The sequence below is a fragment of the Streptomyces cucumeris genome (assembly GCF_024295805.1).
In the GTDB taxonomy this organism is placed as follows: Bacteria; Actinomycetota; Actinomycetes; order Streptomycetales; family Streptomycetaceae; genus Streptomyces; species Streptomyces cucumeris.
The window spans coordinates 152,608-173,215 of record NZ_JANCLX010000003.1 but is presented as its reverse complement, the minus strand read 5'-3'; the positions used below and the strand labels follow the sequence as shown (position 1 = coordinate 173,215).

Genomic DNA, 20,608 nt, shown 5'->3' with positions numbered 1-20,608 from the left:
GGAAACCCCGATCACAACCGGGAGTTGAGCCTCCGTGGCCTGGGCAAGCAGTCACCGGATGGTTATGGTTGCTGCGTCGGCCGGACACCCCGGCGGCGATCGCAAAGGAGCGGGAGTAATGACCGAGACCGTGACCGGGCCTCCGTCGAACACAGCGGACGGCGGCCGGGCATTACGGAAATGGCTGGCCGGAAACCGACGGGACAACCCCGTGCTGTGGGATGAGACAAGTCGCTCCTGCCAGGTCTTCGGATTCGCCGAGACCCAGCGGATGCTGAAGGACGCCGAGACCTTCTCCTCCGATTTCAGCAGGCTGATTCCGGCGCCGGGTCCCGCGGAGACCGCTCCCGGTGAACGGCCGGTGCCGAATCTGCTGAAGGGGCATCTGAGCGTCACCGACCCGCCGCGCCACCACAAGCTGCGCAAGCTGGTCGGTCAGGCCCTCACCCCGCGGGCGGTGCTCGGACTCGAGAAGAAGATCACCGAGCTCACGGCGGGCCTGCTGGAGGCCATGGAGGGCCGTGACGAGGTCGAGATGGTGTCCGGGTTCTTCAACCCGCTGCCCGTCTTCGTCATCGCCGAACTGCTCGGTGTCCCGGCCGCCGACCACGCCATGTTCCGGGGCTGGGCGGACGCCCTGGTCTCCGCCAACCACGACGCGGGGGCGGTCGACGCCTCCCGGCTCCAGGTGCCGGAGACCATGGCCGCGCTGCTGCTGGAGATGGAGTCCTACATCCTGGACCACGCCGCCCACCGGCGGCGCAACCCCTCGGACGATGTGCTCAGCCGGCTGGTGGCGGCCGAGGTCGAGGGTGAACGGCTCAGCGAGAACGAAGTGTTCACCATCACCCTGATGATGCTGCTCGCCGGGCACATCAGCACCACCCTGCTGCTCGGCAACAGCCTGGTGTGCCTGGACGCCAACCCCGGGGCCCTGGCGGCGCTGCGCGCGGATCCCGCCGCCGTGCCCGGAGCCCTGGAGGAGGTGCTGCGGTACAGCCCGCCCGCACCGCTGGCGTACCGGCTGACCAACCGGGACACCACGCTCGGCGGGGTGGACATCCCGGCGGACGTGATGGTGGCGAGCTGGGTGCTGTCGGCCAACCACGACGAGCGCCAGTTCACCGATCCGGAGACGTTCGACATCACCCGCAGCCCCAACCCCCATCTGTCCTTCGGGCACGGCATCCACTTCTGCATCGGTGCCCCGCTGGGCCGGATGGAGGCGAGGATCGCGCTGTCGATGCTGCTGGAGCGGTGCGGACGGCTGCGGTTCGCCGAGGCCCCGGTCTACTACGACTCGCCGACCATCTTCGGGGTCAAGCGGATGGTGCTGTCGTCCCCGGTCGGCTGAGCTCCGGCCGTGCCCGCGGTCCCGCGGTGCCGGAAGGGGCAGCGCACCTCCCCGGCACCCGGCTCGTCCTGGGCGTCGGGGAGGAAGTACTGCCGCCACTCACGATTGTGGGGGTCCCCGTAGGAACCCAGCTCGGGGGAGGCTTCGACGGCGTCGTACCGGCTCAGCCGCTTGCGTATGATCCGCCGCGAGGCCGCCCCCGCGGGGGTGTCGGCACCCAGCTCCTCGAAGACCCACCGGGGCTGGAAGGTGATGAAGAAGCCGGGGCTGTGACGGCTGCGCCGCAGCCGGTGCGCCGGGGTGTTGCAGACCACGAAGACCGGTGTGCCGCCGAAGCTGAACTCCCACCAGGGGTCGTCGGTGTCCCGGGGGACGTCCGCCGGCCACGGCTCGGTGTCCGTGTCGTGCAGATACTGCAGCACCGCCCAGAACCGCTCGCGGTACTCGGCCATGGTGCGGGTCCCGTCGTCCTGTCCGAAGAAGACCACCAGGGAGGTCTCGCGCCCGAGTTCACGGTACTGCTCGAGATACCTGATGAGCATGTCGTCGAGGGCGGTCCAGGTCTTCTCGTCGTCCAGCGACTCAACGAAGCCGAAACGCAGACTGTTTCGCTTCACCCCGGACACCGCGAATGTGCAGGGGAACGGGGAGGTATCCGAAAGAAGGGTCTCCCGCAAGTTCCGAAGGTATTCGGAGCCCCATTCGGGTGTGGTACCGATGACGGCATCTGACATTTCAGTTATCACCCCGGGGGTCGCTATTCCGCTGGTGGCTTTCCTTTTCTCGGTCATTGCTCGGCCAGGACGCTACCAGCGCTGGCCGGGGCCGGTCTTCCAACCTGGGTAGACATTGTTCCGTGCAACCAGGAGTGGAAGAGTCCGGGTACTTGTGCACCAAGAGGTGCACTGCAGGGAGCGTCCCGGTGGAACCTTCCGGGCGGTAATCCCGGTGGGTATCATGTGCGCGAATCCGGTGTGGCCGCCGTATTGAGGCGCAATCAAGAGGCCATCTCTACGCATCAAAAGGAGAAGTGCATGTCTGCTCCCGATTCGGTGATATCCGGTGCGGTGGACGGTGCGGCGGCGCTGGAACGGATCCTTGACGCGCACCCCGGTGTCGACCGCTCGGCCGTACTGACCGGGGAGGGGTCCGACGGCACCCCCCTCCACACCGCCTATGTGGTCCCGCGCCGGAACGACGCCGTCGTGGACGACGGCGCGGCGCTCGGTCGCCAGTACGTGGCCGAATGGCAGGGCGTGTACGACCACGTCTACGCCCAACAGGCCCCGGAGGACCCGACCTTCGACACCCGGGGCTGGCTGAGCAGCTACACCGGTGGTGAGCTGACCGCGGAGGACATGCAGGCCTGGGTGGACGGGACGGTGACGAGGATCAGCGGTCTGGGTGCCCGCCGCATCCTCGAAGTCGGTTGTGGCACCGGGCTGTTGCTGCACCGGCTGGCGGGCGGGACCGACCGCTATGTGGCGAGTGATATCTCCGCGCGTGCGGTGGAGCGGATCCGGGACTCCTTCGGCGGCCGGCTGCCGGACGGGGTGGAGCTGTTCCAGGGGCCCGCCGACGACTTCTCGGCCGTCGCCCCGGGGTCCGTCGACGGCTTCGTGGTGAACTCTGTGTCGCAGTACTTCCCGGACGAGGAGTATCTGGACCGGGTGGTCCGCCAGGCCGTGGACGCGGTGGCCGAAGGAGGTTTCCTTTTCATCGGGGACGTGCGCTCCGCGGCGGTGCACCGGGCGTTCAGCGCCGGCCTCGAACTGTCCAGGGCCCCGGAGCGGGCGCCGGGTGAGAAGGTCCAGACGCTCGTCGAGCGGCGCTGCTGCACCGGCACCGAACTCCTCATCGACCCCTGCTACTTCACCACCCTGCGGACCCGGCTGCCCCGGGTGGCGCAGGTGTCCGTCCTGCCGCGGCGGGGGACGCGCCGCACGGAGATGAACCGGTTCCGCTACGACGCGGTGATCCGGCTCGACGCGGTGCCCGGGGGAGAGGTGGCCGTGCCCGCATGGCAGCCGTGGGAGAGGGACCGCTGGACCCCGGAGCAACTGCGCCGCCACCTCGAGGCGGAGCGGCCCGCCGGCCTCGGTCTGCTCGGCGTCCCCAACGCCCGGGTGCTGGCCGACCACATCGCCTCCGAACTGCTGGCCCGGCCCGACCGCCCGGCGCAGGCGGCGGAGGTGATACGGACGGCCCGGGACGCCGCCGCACACGCGGTCGACCCCGAGGAGATGTGGGCGCTCGGCGACGACCTGCCCTATGCGGTACGGCTGAGCTGGGCCCGTTCGCTGCCGGACGGCGCCTTCGACCTCGCCCTGGTGCGCCATGAGGCTTCCGGGACACCCGCGCCCGGGGTGCGCTTCCCGGACGAGCCCGCCCCGCCCCGGCGGCCGGTCAACCGGCCCTGGTACGGGCGGGTGGAGAACCTCAGCCCGGCCAAGCTGCGCGCCCATGTGCGCGAGCGCGCGGGCGACGGCCCGATGCCCGGCCGCTTCGTCCTGCTCGAGACCTTTCCGCTCACCGCGGAAGGCCGGATCGACACCGAGGCGCTGCGTGCCTTCCAATGGGCGTGATCCAGCCATGGCCGAGGCGCACCACTGTGGTGGGGTGGCTGAATCACATGCCAATAGATGACACTGACAATGATTGTCATCGCACAAAGTCCGTGCAATCTCGCGGTAAAACCAACATCCCGGGTTAATTAACTAGGCCACCCCATGGCCGAGCTGCGAAAGGAAATGGGAATCGCGCCATTCTGGAAACGGTTCCTGTTTCAGATGGTGCTCGCTTAGGCTGTGCGAGTAGCAGGCTGCGCACCTCTGTGTGTCAAAGGCGCGCCGACAGATACGTACCGACTTGTCTACAGGGGGAACTTGGCGATGACAGGCATGCGTGTGATGCGAGGCACGGACGGCCCCGAGAGTCTGGGCGGGACGAGATGCCGGCCGTCCAGCGGGACTTCCGCGGTGAGCCTGTTGCTCGGTGATGAACAGCCCCTGGTGCGCCGGGGCCTGCGCGCGCTCTTCGAGGCCGATCCGGCCTTCCGGGTCCAGGGCGAGGCCAGCAACGGCCATGCGCTGCTGGACCTGGCCCGGGCCCACCGGCCGGATCTGGTGCTGATGGACGCCACCCTGCCCGGTCCCGACACCCTCGATCTGGTGCGCACCCTGGTCGAGGACAGCCCCGCCCCCGTCACCGTGGTGCTGCTCACCTCCGAAGGCGGACTGGCGGACGGCTGGGTCCTCGGTGCCGCCCGCGCCGGGGTACGCGGCTTCCTCTTCAAGCGCGGGTCCCCCGAGGAGATCGTCTCCGGGGTGCGGGACGTGGCCAGGGGTGGCGCCGCGATGAGCCCGGGGATCGTCGGCCAGGTCCTCACGGCGCTGCGCGGTACCCACCGGTCGCCCGCACCGCGCCCCTCCGGGGAGCTGTCCCTGCTCACCTCGCGGGAGATGCAGGTCTTCCGGCTGGTCGCGGAGGGGCTGACCAACCAGCAGATCGCCGATGTGCTGGTGCTGTCGGAAGCCACGGTGAAGTCCCACTTCAACCGCATCTGCCGCAAACTGGCCCTGCGCAACCGTGTCGACGCCGTGATCCTCGCCTATGAGATGGGGATCGCGGGAGCGGTACCGGACCAGCGCTCCACCGCCCTACAGCCCTAGGGCGTGTCCGCAGAGTCCCGCTATCGGGCAGACGTTGGCTGACGCGGCCCCAGCGCGTCCCGCCGCACCTCGGCCACCATCTCCGGCAGGTGGTCGTGGAGATAGAAGTGTCCGCCGGTGAACACCCTCGACCGGAACGTCCCGGTGGTCACCTCACGCCAGCGCAACACCTCCTCGGGCCGCACATGCGGATCGTCGGCGCCGCAGAACGCGGACACCGGCGCGGCGATCCGTGCCCCGGGCTCGGGCCGATAGGTCTCGATCAGCCGGTAGTCGTTCCTGATGGCGGGCAGGAACAGACTCCGGAAGTCCGTGTTGTCCAGGATGGTGTCGGCGGTACCGGCCAGTGAGCGCAAGTCCTCCACCAGGTCGTCGTCGGACAGCAGATGAACCCCGGCGGCCGCCGCCGCATGCGGGGCCGGCCGCCCCGAGACACACAGCCGGGCCAGTCCGCCGGGGCACCGGCGCTCGATGCGCCGGGCCACCTCGAACGCCACGGTCGCCCCCATGCTGTGGCCGAACAGCGCCAGCGGCCGGTCCGCCGACAGCGGCAGCGCCGCGACCACCTCGTCCGCCACCGTGGCCATGTCCGGGGCGGGCGGCTCCTCGAAGCGGTCCTCACGCCCCGGGTACTGCACCACCAGAACCTCGGCCTCGGGGGCGAGCCGCGCCGCCCAACCCTGGTACGAACTGGCGCCGCCGCCGGCATGCGGAAAACAGACAAGCCGTGGTGCTCCCGGAAGTCCCCGGTGCCGTCGTATCCACCCCCGGGAATTCTTCGTTGTCGCAGCCATGTTTCCTCTCCCACGCGTCCGGCGCGCGCCCGACGCCCATGGCCCGGCACGCATCGTCCGCGTCCGGCCCGGTGAATTCCCCACATCCAAGGAGCCGTGAGCGTACATACCCTCCGGGCGTGCGACAAGGACCACACCGGCAAGGGAAAACCTCGGTTGGAGCCCGTAATGGCTACCGCGGTTGGACGACGCCCGCACAACCCGTTGCTACGTTCGGCCGAGGCCAGTGAGAGCGGTTCCCGGCACCATACGCCGACCGCAATTCCAAGGAATTCCCTGACCCGCTCAAGGGCACTTGGCCCGCCGTCTCGAAGCGCGAGAGGTAGGGGACCGGACGCAGTGACGAGTACCGAGGAACAGACGCAGCCCTCACCGGAGGAGCAGCGTCGCGAACTGGCCAGGCTGCTGCTGGCCGAGGCCGGACTGCAAGGATCCGGACCGGCGTTCGAACCTGTCGCCGGGAACGGCGGGGACGGCGGGGCACCCGCACCCCTGTCCTCCGCCGAGCGGCGCATGTGGTTCCTGCGGCAGCTGCGCCCCGACGACATCGCCTACAACCTGTGCGGCGGTGTACGGCTCACCGGGGAGCTGGACCACCGTGTGCTGGCCGAGGTGGTCACCGGCCTGGTGGGTGCGCACGAGATCCTGCGCACCCGCTATCCGGCCGGGGAGGACGGATCGCCGGTCCGCGACGTCCCGCCCGCCGCCGAGGTGCCCCTGCCGCTGACCGACCTCGGTGACGTACCGCCGCCGGAGCGGGCGGACGAGGCGGACCGGGTGATCGCGGAACAGGGCCGCCGCCCCTTCCGGCTCGCGGCCGAACCCCCGCTGCGGTTCCACCTGTTCCGGCTCGCCGCCGATGACCACCTGCTGACCATGACGGTGCACCACATCGCCTTCGACGATCTGTCGTGGGGAGGGGTGCTCGATGAACTCGCCGCCCGCTACGCCACCGCCACCGGTGGATGTGACGTGGCGCCCCCGGCCCACCCCCGGGTGCAGTACGCCGACTTCGCGCGCTGGGAGTGCGACCGCCAGGCCGACGGCGCCTGGGAGGACCAGCTCGGCTACTGGCGCGAGCGGCTGCTGCCCCATCCGCCCGCCCTGGCCCTGCCCGCCGACCTTCGGCCGTCCGGGGCCGCCGCCACCGACGGTGTGCGGCGCGACGCACTGCTCGGCCCCGAGGACAGCCGGGCCCTGCGCACACTGGCCCGGGACCGCGGGGTCACCCTGTACACCGTGCTGCTCGCCGCCTATCAGGCGCTGCTGCACCGCTGGACCGGCGAGAGCGACATCGCGGTCGGCTCACCCGTGGTGACCCGCGGCCGGGCCGAGTTCGAGGACGTCATCGGCAACTTCGGCAACACCGTGGTGCTGCGCACCGACCTCGGCGGTGACCCCGCCTTCGAGGAGCTGCTCCTGCGCACCCGTGACACCTGCGCCGACGCCTTCGCGCACCAGGACATCCCGTACGACCGGGTCACCGAGGCGCTGCGGCCCGCCGGAGCGGTGGGCCAGACCCCGCTGTTCGACGCGGTGTTCTCCTTCGTCACCGCGCGGCCGAGGCGCGTCGCCACCCCCACCGTGCTGTTCGCGGAACACCCCCACCACAACGGCACGGCCCGCTTCCCCCTGGTGGTGGAGGCCCGGGAGACGGACGAGGGCATCGCGTTCGGACTCACCGCCCGTGCCGACCTGTTCTCCCCGGAGGCCGTCGAGCGGATGCTCGGCCATCTGCTCACCCTCGTCCGCGGCGCGACCGGCCGCCCCGGCGACCGGCTGAGCACCCTGCCGGTGCTCACGGCGCACGAGGAGCACCGGGCCCTGGTGGAATGGAGCCGGTCCCATGACGCACCCGCCGAGGACCGGCCACTGCACCGGCTGGTGGCGGAGCAGGCCGCACGCACCCCCGAGCACATCGCCGTGGTGGCCCGTGACAGCGAGCTGACCTACCGGGAACTCGACCGGCGGTCGGATGAACTGGCCGGCCGGCTGCGGGCCCTGGGGGTCGGACCCGAGCGCGTGGTGGGTGTGCACCTGTCGCGTTCACCCGCACTCGTGGTCGCCCTGCTGGCGATCCTCAAGGCGGGCGGCGCCTTCATGCCCGTGGAACCGGACTGGCCCGCGCTGCGCGCCCAGGCCGTGGTGCGGGACGCCGCCCCCGTGCTCGTCCTCACCGACGGCCGTACGACACCGGCGCCGCCTCCGCTGGAGGTGCCGGTGATCGATCTCGCCGCCCCGGCCGCCCCGGCCCACGCGGTCCCGCCCCGCCCTCTCGACATGGAGAACGTCGCCTACGTCATCCACACCTCGGGATCCACGGGCACCCCCAAGGGCGTCATGATCCGGCACCAGGCGATCGCCAACCGGCTGGTGTGGCAGTCGGCCCTGCTGCGGATGACCCCCGAGGACCGGGTTCTGCACAAGGCACCCATGGGCTTCGACATCTCCGTCAACGAGATCTTCCTGCCCCTGGTCAACGGCGCCCGGCTGGTGCTGGCCGACCCCGGCGCGCACGGCGACATCGGCCACCTCGCCGGACTGATCGCCCGGGAGAAGGTCACCTTCCTCTACATCGTGGCCTCGATGCTGGAGGTGCTGCTGGAGCGGGAGGACATCTCCGAGGAGGCCCGCTCGATCCGCCATCTGTGGTGCGGCGGCGAGGCGCTCACCCCCGCGCTCTACCGCCGCTTCCGGGACCGTCTCGACGCGACCATGTACCACGGCTACGGCCCCGCCGAGGCCACCATCGGGGTGAGCTGCCGTGTCTTCGAGGAGCGCGAGGACGGGGCCGTCGTCACCATCGGCCGGCCGAACCCCAACGCCCGTCTCCACCTCCTCGACACGGGGATGCGTCCCGTCCCGGTGGGGGTGCCGGGGGAGCTGTACATCGGAGGCATGCCCCTGGCCCGGGGCTATCTCAACGACCCGCGGCGCACGGCCGAGTCGTTCGTACCGGACCCGTTCGGATCCGGACCCGGCGGACGGCTCTACCGGACCGGGGACCTCGCCCGCTACCGGGCCGACGGGCAGATCGAGTTCATCGGCCGGGTGGACAGCCAGGTGAAGGTGCGCGGTTTCCGTATCGAACTGGGTGAGGTGGAGGCGGCCCTGACCGCCCATCCCGCCGTACGGCAGGGGGTGGCCCTGGTCCGTGCCGGAGGACCGGGCGGCGACCGGCTCACCGCCTGGTGCGTCCCCCAGCAGGAGGCCGCGCTGACCACCGGCGCACTCCGCGACTGGCTGACCGCCCGGCTGCCGCACTACGCGGTGCCCGATGAACTCCACCTGGTGGCCGCCCTGCCGCTCACCAGCGCGGGCAAGACCGACCGCAAGGCGCTGCTCGCTCTTGCCCCCGGCCCGCGGGAGGCCGCCGAGACCCCGTTCATCGCACCCGAGGACGCCCTGGAGCGGGACATCGCCGCCATCTGGAGCGAACTCCTGGACCGGCCCGATATCGGGGTGCGCCACAACTTCTTCGACCTGGGCGGCCATTCACTGCTGCTGGCCCGGGCCCAGGCCCTCTACCACCGCCGGCTCGGCCATGAGCTCCCGCTGGTCGAGCTGTACGACCACCCCACCGTGGCATCGCTGGCCGCCCGGCTCTCCCGGGGCGCCGAGGCCGACGGCGGAGCGGACCTGGACCGGGTCAGGGAGCGGGCACAGCGCCAGCGGCAGCGAGCGGCGCGGCGTGCGGCGGACGCCGCACGGACCGCCCAACAGCGGGCGCGGACGCCCGGAGAGAGGACGCGATGACCACCGTGAACCCCGACGGCGCGGACGACCCCCACGGCACCGAGGACGCCCTCGGAACCGACGACGCCTATGGCACCGACATCGCGATCATCGGCATGGCCGGACGCTTCCCCGGTGCCCGGGACCTCGAGGAGTTCTGGGACAACCTGACGGCGGGCCGGGAGTCGGTCGGCCCCCTGGACACCGCCGACTACCTCGCGGCGGGCGGCGACCCGGCCCGGCTCGACGACCCCTACCTGGTCAGGGTCGCCTCGGTGCTGGACGACATCGCCGGGTTCGACGCCGAGTACTTCGGCTATCCGCCCTCCGAGGCCGAACTCCTCGATCCACAGCAGCGGCTGTTCCTCGAATGCGCCCACCACACCCTCGAACACGCCGGATACGGACCCGGCACCACGGCCGGCTCCGTCGGGGTCTACGCGGGCGCCCTCCAGAGCCGCTACTTCCTCGACCACGTCTACCCCCGGCTGCGCGACCAGGACACCCTCACCCTCCACCACGCCCAGCTCGGCAACGTGGGCAGCACCCTGGCCACCCGGGTGTCCTATGAACTCGGCCTCACCGGCCCCAGCGTCTCGGTGCAGACCGCCTGTTCCACCTCGCTCGTCGCCGTCCACCTGGCCTGCCAGGATCTGCTCGGCCACCACTGCGACATGGCCCTGGCGGGCGGTGTCTCGCTCAACCCGGCCCTGCGCCAGGGGTACCGGTACGTCGAGGGCGGCCCGTTCTCCCACGACGGACACTGCCGCCCCTTCGACGCCGACGCGACCGGCATGATCGCCGCGGAGGGGCTGGGCGCCGTCCTGCTCAAGCGGCTGGAGGACGCCCTCGCCGACGGCGATCACATCCACGCCGTCATCAAGGGCAGCGCCGTCAACAACGACGGCGACCGCAAGGTCGGCTTCGCCGCGCCCAGCGCCGCCGGACAGGCCGAAGTCGTGGTCGCCGCCCAGACGGTGGCCGGAGTGGACGCCGACACCATCGGCTATGTCGAGGCACACGGCACCGGCACCCCGGTGGGTGACCCGATCGAGGTCGCGGCGCTGAAGCGGGCCTTCTCCCGGACCACGGACCGCACCGGCTACTGCGCCCTGGGGTCGGTCAAGAGCAACATCGGGCACACCGACGCGGCCGCCGGTATCGCGGGCCTGATCAAGGCCGTACTGGCGCTGGAACACCGCACCATCCCCGCGACCCTGCACTACCGCTCGGCCAATCCGCTCCTCGGTCTCGACGACAGTCCGTTCTACGTCCCCACCGACAACCGCCCCTGGAAGGAGGGCCCTTCACCGCGCCGGGCGGGGGTCAGCTCACTGGGCATCGGGGGCACCAACGCCCATCTGGTGCTGGAGGAGGCACCGGCCGCCGCGCCGGACCCCGCGCCCGGCCCCGGGCCGGAACCGGACGACACGGCGCTGCTCACCCTCTCCGCCCGCACCCCCGAGAGCCTCGACGCCCTCACCGCACGCCTCGGCCGCCATCTGACCGACCACCCCGGGCTGCCCCTCGCCGATGTGGCGCACACCCTCGCCACCGGCCGCCGCGCCCACTCCTACCGGCGTGCTCTGGTGGCCCGGAACACCATGGACGCGGCCGGTCTGCTGTCCGGCCCGTCCGGCGGTCCGGTCACCGAGGCCGTGGCCGGCCGGCCCGTGGTCTTCCTTCTGCCCGGCGCCGGATCCCAGCACCCGGGTATGGGCCGGGGCCTGTACGACGCCGAGCCGGTCTACCGGCAGCAGATCGACCGCTGTGCGGACATCCTGCGGCCCCTGCTCGGCCGGGACCTCCGCGAGATGCTCTACGGTCCCGAACCGGCCGCCGACGGCCACGGTGTCTTCCCGACCCTCGTGGCCACCGAATACGCCCTGGCCCGGCTGCTGATGTCCTGGGGCGTACGCCCCACCGCCCTGCTCGGCCACAGCCTCGGCGAGTACACGGCGGCCTGTGTGGCCGGGGTGGTGTCGCTGGAGGACGTCCTGCCCCTGGTGGTCCACCGGGAAGAGCTCTTCGCCCGGGCGGCGGGGGAGGGCGGCATGCTCAGTGTCGCCCTCGCCGAGGACGAGGTCTCCCCCCTCCTCGGCGACGGCCTCTCGCTGGCCGCCGTCAACGGTCCGCGGTCCTGCGCCCTCGCCGGGCCGTCGGCCGCGCTGGAACGGGCCGAGCACAGACTCCTCGACGACGGTGTGTCCCACCGCCGTATCCGCTTCCACGCCGCCGCCCACTCGGCCCTGCTGGACCCGGTCCTCGACGACTACGCGCGGACGCTCGCCGCCGTTCCGCTCGCCGCCCCCCGCATCCCGTACGTCTCCAATCTCACCGGTACCTGGATCACCGCGGACCAGGCCACCGACCCCGCGGCCTGGGTGCGCCACACCCGGGAGACCGTCCGCTTCGGCGACGGACTGCGTACGCTGCTGGCCGAAGGACAGCCGGTTCTGCTGGAGGTCGGTCCCGGCGCCGTCCTCACCGGGCTCGCCCGTGAGCGGGGCGGACCGGCCACTCCCGCCCTGTCCACCATGCGGCACCCCCGGGCCCAGGAACCGGACCACCGCACCCTGCTGAACGCGGTGGGACAGCTCTGGGCGCTGGGCGCCGAGGCCGAACCGCCGGTCCCGCACACACACCGCGCTCCCCGGCGGGTACCGCTGCCCGGCTACCCCTTCGCCCGGCGCCGCCACTGGATCGATGTCCACCGGCCGTCCGGGGCCGATCGCGCCACCGCTCCGCCGCCGTCCCCGGAGCCCTTCCCGGTGCAGCTCTCCGCGTATCTGCCGGGGATGGCCCGCGACGAGGAACGGCTGCGCGAGGAGCACCGTGCCCTGCGCCACCCGCGCGAGCTGACGGACCGTCTCGACCGGCTGGCGGTGGCCCATGTGTGCGCCGTGCTCCGCGCCGCCGGGATCGACCCGGTACCCGGCGCCACCGTCGAACGGGAGGCCGTGCACCGGACCTTCGGGACCGTGTCCGCCTACCGGCCGTTCCTCGACGCGCTGCTGGGCCTGCTCACCGATGACGGGATCCTCGTACCGGACGGCGGCGGACTGCGTTTCACCCCGGCCGCCGCCGAGGTCCCCGACCCCGCCGCGCTCACCCGGGAGATCCTCCGGGACCACCCCGGCCAGGCCGAGGACCTCTCCTTCCTCGAACACTGCGTCCGCCACTACCCGCGGGTCCTCGACGGCACCACCGCCGGTACCGAGGTGCTGCTGCCGGACGGCTCCGACGACCGCCAGCGCGCCCTGATCGACCGCCGCATGGCCTACAGCGACGTCCCGCTCTACCGGCGCCTGATCGCCGAGACCGTGGCACGGCTGGTGGCCGGGGCCGACGGGCGCCCCGTGCGGATCCTGGAGGTCGGGGCCGGGCGCGGCTACCTCACCTGGAGCGTGGCCGCGGAACTGCGCTCGCTGCCCGGAGTGGAGTACCACTTCACCGACCTCGGCCGCTCGTTCGTCCTCGACGGCCAGCGCCGGGCCCGCGAGGAGAAGCTGACCGGGATGGAGTTCGGGGTCCTGGACATCGACCGTGACCCGGCCGCACAGGGCTATCCGCCCGCCGGCTTCGACCTCGTGCTCGCCTTCAACGTGCTGCACGCCACCCCCGATGTGCGCCGGGCCGTGCGCAACGCGGGCTCCCTGCTGGTACCGGACGGCGTCCTGCTGCTCCTGGAGGCGTCGAGCCAGCAGCGGTGGTCCCTGATGACGACCGGCCTCTACGAGGGCTGGTGGTACTTCGACGACGATGTGCGCGACGGCTCCCCGCTCATCGGACGGGACCGGTGGGCCGGGCTGCTGAGCGACGAGGGCTTCGCCGACGTCACCACCTTCCCCGGCGACGGCGCCCCTGCCGACCACACGCTCGTGGCCGCCCGCCGCACCGGTGCGGCCGCACCGGCCCCGGCCCGGCCCACGGCCGCCCCGGCCGGACGGTCCTTCAACCGGCGCCCCGACCTCTCCGTGCCGTACACCCCTCCCGGCACCGACCGGGAGCGGGAGGTCGCCCGCGTCTGGGAGGAGGTCCTGGGCATCGACGGCATCGGCGTCCACGACAACTTCTTCGACCTCGGCGGGGAATCCCTGCTCGCCATGCAGCTCATCGCGCGGCTGCGGGACCTCGGCGGCATCGACCTGTCCCTCCAGCGCATCTTCGACGCCCCCACTGTCGCCGAGTTGGTGCCCGTCCTCGACGCGGCGGCACCGGCCACCGCGTCGCGCATCCGGCCCAGCACCCGCCGGGCGCGAGCCGCCGCCGACACCCGGGCCGCCAGCCGAGACGACAGGACGGAGTAGCCGTGTCCCCGGCCGAGAACACCCAAGCCCCCGCCCCCGATACCGCCGAGGACAGCGGGACGCTGCTCTTCCCCACCTCCTACGCGCAACAGCGCATGTGGTTCTTCCACCGTCTGGAACGGGGCAACCCGTTCTACAACATCCCGCTGGCACTCCGGCTGACCGGCGGGATGGACCACGACGCGCTGCGGTCCGCGCTCGGCGACCTCGTGGCCCGCCACGAGGTGCTGCGCACCACCTTCGTCGAGCGGGACGGCGAACCGTTCCAGCGGGTGGCCGACCGCGGCGCGGTCACGCTGGACACGGTGGAGCTGTCCGCCGAACGGGAGCAGCAGTGGGCCCAGGACTGGGTCGCCCGTCCCTTCGACCTCACCACCGGGCCGCTGTTCCGGGCCGCGCTGGTCACCACGGCACCCGACCGCCATCTGCTGCTGCTCTGTCTGCACCACATCGTCACCGACGGCTGGTCGCTCAACATCCTCACCCGCGAACTCGCCGCCTGCTACCGCGAACACCGCACCGGAGACCCCGCCGCCCTCCCGCCCCTGCCGATCCACTACGCGGACTTCGCCGAGTGGCAGCGGGAGCGGCTCGACGACGGCGCGCTGGACCGCGGCCTCGCCTACTGGCGCGGACAACTGCGCGGTGAACTGCCCGTGCTGCGCATGCCCACCGACCGGCCGCATCCGCAGACGCAGAGTTTCCACGGTGCGCGGGTGGACTTCGCGCTGCCGGACGAACTGACCGCGGCGCTGCGCGAGCTCGGCAGGTCCCATGGCGCCACCCTCTTCATGACACTGTTCGCGGGGGTGTCCGCCCTGCTGCACCGCTACACCGGCCAGGACGACATCCTCGTCGGCTCGCCCATCGCGGGCCGGGACCAGGCCGACACCGAACCGCTGCTGGGCCTGTTCGTCAACACCCTCACCCTGCGCGCCGATCTCTCCGGTGAGCCCGCGTTCACCGAACTGCTCGCCCGGACCCGCCGGATGTGCACGGGTGCCTACTCCCACCAGGACGTTCCGCTCGACAAACTGGTGGAGGCCCTCCAGCCCGAGCGCGCCCCCGGCCGCAACCCGCTCTTCCAGACCCTGTTCGCGCTCCAGAACCCGCCCCGGATGGAGTTCTCCCTGCCGGGCGCCGAACTGCGCGCCGAGGCGCTGCCCCGTGAATCCACCCGGTTCGACCTGGAGTTCCACCTGTGGGAGGACGGCGACCGGCTGCACGGCGCCGTGGTGTACAGCACCGATCTCTTCGACCGAGCGGGTATCACCCGGCTGACCGGCCATCTGCGCCGACTGCTGGCCGAGGCGGTGCGTACCCCCGATGTCCCCGTCGCGGACCTGCCGGTGCAGGACGCGGACACCCGCGCCGGGGCGACGGCCGCCGTCCGTGACGCACACGCGACCGTCCCCCGCGCCTTCGCCGCGCAGGCGGACCGCACCCCCGGCGCCGTCGCGGTGGTCACGGCGGACGGGACGCTGGACTACGTCCGGCTGTGCGGGCGTGCGGAGGCCATGGCCGAATGGCTGCGCGAGCGCGGTGTCACCCCGGGGCAGCGCGTCGGGCTGCATCTGCGGCCCGGAACCGCATCCGTGGTGAGCACCCTCGCCCTGCTCTCCCTCGGCGCGGTCTGCGTCCCCGTCGACCCGGACCTCCCGGACCCGGCGGCCCTGCGGTGGATCGCCGCGGCCGGGGCCGGAACCCTGCTCACCGACCCGTCCGGCGCACCGCCGCCGCCCGTACCGGAGGCCGTCGCCGTCATCGATGTCGGCGGTGTCCCCCGGGACGGATCCGAGCCGCTCCCGTCCGCCGGAACCGAAACCGGACCGCGGGGGGCGGACCCCGCGTATGTCGTCCAGGGCGGCGACGGCCCGGTCGTCATCCGCCACGCCGACCTCTGCGACACCCTGGACTGGCTCCAGGAGCGTGGCGGACTCGGCCCGCGGGACACGGTCCTGCACCACAGCACGGCCCCGCTGCCGTCGGCCGTCCACGCGATGCTGTGGCCACTGCTGCACGGCGCGGCCGTACATCCGGTACACCTCCCCGATCCGGCACACCTCGGCGCGGCCGTGGACACCCACGCCGTCACCGTCGCCCTCTTCCCGCCCACCGCGCTGGCCGCGCTCGTCACCCACCGGGAGCACACCGCGGACCCCGCCCGCCCGGACCCGCTGCGCCTGGTGCTCACCGATGACGGCCGGCTCACCGCCCGTCTCGCCGACCGCTTCCACACCGTCTGCGCGGCGGCGCTCCACCGGCTGTGGTCACTCCCCGGGACCGGTGGCCATGTCGCCGCCCACCGCTGTCTGCCGGGGCAGACGGACACCGACCTCGGCGCCGGGCAGCCCGGCAACCGGCACGTCACCGTCGCCGATGAACGGGGCCGCCCGCTGCCGGACGGGGTGCCCGGACGCCTCCACATCCGCACACCCGGTCACCCCCGTCCGGTGCCCACCACCCGCCACGGCCGGTGGCTCGCCGACGGCCGTCTCGCGGTGTCCGACGACGATCCGCACCGGCTGCGCCTCGACGGCCATGAGGCCGATCGTGCCGAGGTGGAGAACGCGCTGCTCAGCGATGACGCGCTGAGCGCGTGCGCCGTCCTGCCCCGGATCACCGCGGACGGGGTCGAGGAACTCGTCGCCTATGTGGTGCCCGTCGGCGCGTTCAGCGCCGCGCGGCTGCGCGAGAGGGCCGCCACCCTGCTTCCGGCGCCTCTGGTGCCGCGCCGCTGTCTTGCCGTCACCACGCTGCCGCTCGACCGCGACGGCCGTCTCAACACCACGGCCCTCACCGCCCTGCCGGTGATCGACGAGGGCCTCGCGCGCCGCTGGGAGCGGGAACTCCCCGGAGCCGCCGTGGTCCTGGAGGAGGACACGCCCCGCGACGCCGAGGAGCGGGTCCATGTGGGCGGGTCGGGCGCCACCGGAACACCGGAGCCGCCGGAGGACACCGGCACGGACACCGGATCCCGCACCGGACACCCGGCAGCTCTCTCCGCGACCCCGGTCCCGGCGCTGGCCACCGGCCCGGAGGCGCCCGATCCCGGTGTCCGGACCCTGCCCGAGGCGCTGCGCCGCGCGGCCGCGGCCGACCGGGGCGGCATCCTGCTCATCGGCCAGGACGGTACGGCCCGCGGCATGAGCCACGCCGAACTGGCCACCGAGGCCGCCCGGGTGCTGTCCGGGCTGCGCCGTCTGGGCCTCGCCCCCGGTGACCGGGCCGTCCTCCAGTGCCCGGACAACCATGACTTCCTGGTCGCCTTCTGGGCCTGTCTCCTCGGCGGCTTCGTCCCCGTCCCGCTCGCCCCCGGTCCCGCCCACACCGGGGACACCCCCCAGACCGACCGGTTGCGGAGCGCCTGGGAACTGCTCGGCGCGCCGCTGATCCTCACCGACGCGACGACCGCCGGGGCACTGCGCGGACTCGGCGACCGGCACGGCTGGGGCGACGCGCTGCGCCTCGGCGTCCTGGACGAACTGCGCCGCGCCGACCCCGACGACAGCCCGCACGTCCCCGACCCCGACGACGTCGCGCTGTTGCTGCTCACCTCGGGCAGCACCGGCCGTCCCAAGGCGGTGCCGCTGCGCCACCGCAACGTCCTCGCCCGCTGCGCGGCGACCGCCGCGGCCAACGGCTTCGGACCCGACGAGGTGACGTTCAACTGGATGCCGCTCGACCATGTCGGCGGTGTGGTGATGTTCCACGTACGCGATGTCTTCCTGGGCTGCCGTCAGATCCACGCCCCCACCGCGTGGATCCTGGAGGATCCGCTGCGCTGGCTGGAGGCCGCCGACCGGCACCGGGTGACCCTCACCTGGGCGCCCAACTTCGCCTACGGACTGGTCAACGACCGTCTCGCACAGGGCGGCGGGCACCACTGGGACCTGTCCTGCCTGCGGTTCATCCAGAACGCGGGCGAGGCCATCATGCCGCGCGTGGCCCGTCGCTTCCTCCAGTCACTGGGTGCGCTCGGTCTGCCGGACACGGCGATGCGTCCGTCCTGGGGCATGTCCGAGACCTCGTCGGCCGTCACCTACTCGGACGCCTTCACCCTTGCCTCGACCGGTGACGGCGATCCCTTCACCGAGGTGGGCCGCCCCCTCCCCGGTACGGTGCTGCGCATCGCGGACGACGCGGGCGACACGGTGGCCGAGGGCGTACCCGGCCGGCTGCTGGTCAAGGGGCCCACCGTGATGTCCGGTTACGAGGAGAACGAGGAGGAGAACGCCGCGGCGTTCACCTCGGACGGCTGGTTCGAGACCGGCGACCTGGGGGTCGTCCGCGATGGCGCGCTCACCATCACCGGCCGCGCCAAGGATGTCCTCATCGTCAATGGCGTCAACCACTACTGCCACGAGATCGAGTCCGTGGTGGAGGAGCTCGACGCGGTGGAGAACTCCTGGACCGCCGCCTGCGCGGTGCGGGAGACCGGCGCGACCACCGACGGGCTCGCCCTGTTCTTCCACACCCGTGCCGGAGCGGAAGTGGCGGACACCATCCGGGAGATCCGCGGTCTGCTGGTGAACCGGCTGGGCATCAATCCGCGCCAGGTGCTGCCGGTGCGGCGGGAGGACGTCCCCAAGACCGAGATCGGCAAGATCCAGCGGGCCAGGCTGCGGACACGCTTCCAGAGCGGTGGTTTCGACGATCTGGTGGCGGAGACCGATCTGCTGCTGGGCAATGAACGCACCCTGCCCAACTGGTTCCATGAACGCGTCTGGCGCCCCGCCCGTCCGCTGCCCGGTCCCGCCGACGGCGGCGCCCCCGTACTCGTCCTGTCCGATGCGCACGGTCTGGCCGACCGGCTGACGGCGGAGTTCACCGCCACCGGACGGCGATGGGTACGCGTCGACCACGGTGCGGAGTTCGGCCGGACGGGGGAGGGCCACTTCCGTGTCCGCCCGGACCGGGCCGAGGACCACACGCGGCTCCTCGATGCGCTGGCCGCCGACGGCTTCGAGGTGAGCGAGGTCCTGGACCTCACCACGTACGGGCCGCCCGCGGAGACCGGCGGCCGGTGGACCGTCCCCGGGGACACCGCCGCTCTGATCCATCTGCTCCAGGCCATCACCGCCCGGCGCGCCGGAGGGCGGATCACCCTCCGGGTGGTGGGCCGCCACACCCAGCGGGTCGTCCCCGGCGATGTGCTGGACTGCGACCGCGCGGCCCGGCTCGCCCTGCTGCTGAGCCTCGCCCAGGAGGTGTCCTGGCTGCACTGCTCCCATCTGGATCTGCCCGAGGCGCCGGTGGACGTACAACTCCCGTATGTACTGGAAGAGTTGGGGGCGCGGCAGGGTGAGCCGGAGGCCGCCGTACGGGACGGTGAGCGGCGGGTGCCACGGCTGGCCACCGTGCGTGCCGGGTCGTCCGCCACGGCCGCTCCGCTCCACCGCGGGGGGCTGTACGTCGTCACCGGCGGGCTCGGAGGTATCGGCGCGGAGATCTGCGCCCATCTGCTCGAGGCGTATGACGCGCGGCTGCTCGTCCTCGGCCGTACCCCGCTGCCACCGGAGGAGGAGTGGGAGGACCGCATCGCGAGCGGCGATGCCACCGGCCGCCGTCTGGAGGTGTACCGCGCGCTGCGCGCCCGCAGCGAGCATGTGCTCTACGCCGTGGCCGACGTATGCCGTGAGGACGAGGTGCGGGCGGCGCTGCGGCGGGCGGAGGACCGCTGGTCCCTCACCCCGTCCGGGGTGGTCCACCTCGCAGGAACGCTGCGGCAGCGGGCCGTCCTCGAGCAGACGGTGGAGGAACTGGCGGAGGTGATGGCGCCCAAGACCACCGGGACCAGGGTGCTGCTCGACTGCCTCGACGGCACGGCGGACCCCGCGTTCATCGTGTTCTCCTCGGTGAACGGCTCGTTCGGCGGCGCCATGGTCAGCGCCTACGCCGCCGCCAACGCCCACGCCGACGCCTTCGTCCGCAACCGCCACCAGGAACGGGGCGGGCGCTTCCACAGCCTGGCCTGGAGCATGTGGGACGAGACGGGAATGAGCCGTGACGAAGGGTTCGCCGAACCCGGCCGGGCCCGTGGCTACCGCCCGATCGGACGGTCGGAGGGGGTGCGGTCGTTCGTCCACGCCCTGCGCCAGGGCCGTCCGCACCTCCTCATCGGGCTGGACCCGGCCAAGCCGTGGATCCGGGGCCGCCTCGACGCGCCCGTCCGTCCCGTCGAGCGGCTGACCGCCTACACCGAGTCCGGTGGCGGTTCCGCCGCCGACGCGCCCCCCGCGCTGCCCGACCGCTACGGGATCCCCGCCACCTGCCATCGGGCGGAGCTGCCCGCGCTGCCGCGGACGGCCGACGGGGCCGTGGACCGCGGGGCCCTGCGCCACGCCGTCCGGCCTCGTGACGCGGCCGAAGTGGCCGGGCCCACCCAGCGGTTGGTGGCCCGGATCTGGTGCGAGGTGCTGGACCTGGACCGGGTCGGCCCGCAGGAGAACTTCTTCGACCTGGGTGGCCACTCCTTGCAGCTCTCCCGGGTGCACGGCCTGCTGGAGGCCGCGCTGGAGCGGGAGTTCTCGATGGTCAACCTCTTCCGCCATCCGACGGTCGGCGCCCTGTCGGCGTTCCTCGACGACGCGTCGGGCACCGTCCGGGACGCCTCCGACGCCTCCTTGGGGCGGAGCCGCGACAAGGGCCAGGACCGTGCCCGCCGCCGGTCGTCGGCGGCCCGCAGACGCCCCCGCCGGGGCTGACGGACCGCCACTGGGCCATGGCCCGGCCCCGCGTCCG

The 20,608-nt window shown here is 72.5% G+C and carries 8 protein-coding genes; 6 read left to right on the top strand and 2 right to left on the bottom strand.

The annotated features are described in order from the left end of the window. Positions 1-118: 118 nt before the first annotated feature. On the top strand, positions 119-1,354 hold the full coding sequence (locus NMK44_RS06010; protein WP_254739035.1) for a cytochrome P450: 1,236 nt from the start codon (positions 119-121) through the stop codon (positions 1,352-1,354). Here NMK44_RS06010 and NMK44_RS06005 read toward each other — a convergent pair. After that, positions 1,294-2,088: a YqcI/YcgG family protein gene (locus tag NMK44_RS06005; protein ID WP_302887838.1), complete on the bottom strand. Its 795-nt coding sequence runs from the start codon at positions 2,086-2,088 to the stop codon at positions 1,294-1,296. The two genes, NMK44_RS06010 and NMK44_RS06005, sit on opposite strands and share 61 nt — an antisense overlap. Before the next feature lie 300 nt (positions 2,089-2,388). Between NMK44_RS06005 and NMK44_RS06000 the strand changes: the two genes are divergently transcribed. Further along, positions 2,389-3,939 carry a methyltransferase gene (locus tag NMK44_RS06000; protein ID WP_254739031.1) on the top strand — a complete coding sequence of 517 codons (1,551 nt, stop codon included), beginning with the start codon at positions 2,389-2,391 and terminating at the stop codon, positions 3,937-3,939. A 393-nt stretch (positions 3,940-4,332) separates the two neighbouring features. Next, positions 4,333-5,025, top strand: a complete 693-nt coding sequence (locus NMK44_RS05995; RefSeq protein WP_254739029.1) for a LuxR C-terminal-related transcriptional regulator — start codon at positions 4,333-4,335, stop codon at positions 5,023-5,025. A 20-nt stretch (positions 5,026-5,045) separates the two neighbouring features. Here the strand turns inward: NMK44_RS05995 and NMK44_RS05990 are convergent, their stop codons facing one another. Then, positions 5,046-5,819: a thioesterase II family protein gene (locus tag NMK44_RS05990; RefSeq protein WP_254739027.1), complete on the bottom strand. Its 774-nt coding sequence runs from the start codon at positions 5,817-5,819 to the stop codon at positions 5,046-5,048. Between the two features lie 339 nt (positions 5,820-6,158). Between NMK44_RS05990 and NMK44_RS05985 the strand changes: the two genes are divergently transcribed. The 3 genes from NMK44_RS05985 to NMK44_RS05975 are packed head-to-tail and all read left to right on the top strand — an operon-like array spanning position 6,159 to position 20,571. Beyond that, positions 6,159-9,575 (top strand): non-ribosomal peptide synthetase, encoded by a 3,417-nt coding sequence (locus NMK44_RS05985; RefSeq protein ID WP_254739025.1) that lies wholly within the window; start codon positions 6,159-6,161, stop codon positions 9,573-9,575. Further along, the gene (locus NMK44_RS05980; RefSeq protein WP_254739023.1) at positions 9,572-13,864 is read left to right on the top strand and encodes a type I polyketide synthase; all 4,293 of its coding nucleotides are present in this window, start codon (positions 9,572-9,574) and stop codon (positions 13,862-13,864) included. Before NMK44_RS05985 ends, NMK44_RS05980 begins: the two co-directional genes overlap by 4 nt. Positions 13,865-13,866: 2 nt before the next feature. Then, positions 13,867-20,571, top strand: coding sequence for an SDR family NAD(P)-dependent oxidoreductase (locus NMK44_RS05975; protein WP_254739021.1), 6,705 nt, complete (start codon positions 13,867-13,869; stop codon positions 20,569-20,571). Positions 20,572-20,608: the final 37 nt, after the last annotated feature.

What these genes read in the sequence shown, in the direction of transcription:
- NMK44_RS06010 (WP_254739035.1), top strand. Translation starts at nt 119, where the DNA reads ATGACCGAGACCGTGACCGGGCCTCCGTCGAACACAGCGGACGGCGGC.
- NMK44_RS06005 (WP_302887838.1), bottom strand. Translation starts at nt 2,088, where the DNA reads ATGTCAGATGCCGTCATCGGTACCACACCCGAATGGGGCTCCGAATAC.
- NMK44_RS06000 (WP_254739031.1), top strand. Translation starts at nt 2,389, where the DNA reads ATGTCTGCTCCCGATTCGGTGATATCCGGTGCGGTGGACGGTGCGGCG.
- NMK44_RS05990 (WP_254739027.1), bottom strand. Translation starts at nt 5,819, where the DNA reads ATGGCTGCGACAACGAAGAATTCCCGGGGGTGGATACGACGGCACCGG.
- NMK44_RS05980 (WP_254739023.1), top strand. Translation starts at nt 9,572, where the DNA reads ATGACCACCGTGAACCCCGACGGCGCGGACGACCCCCACGGCACCGAG.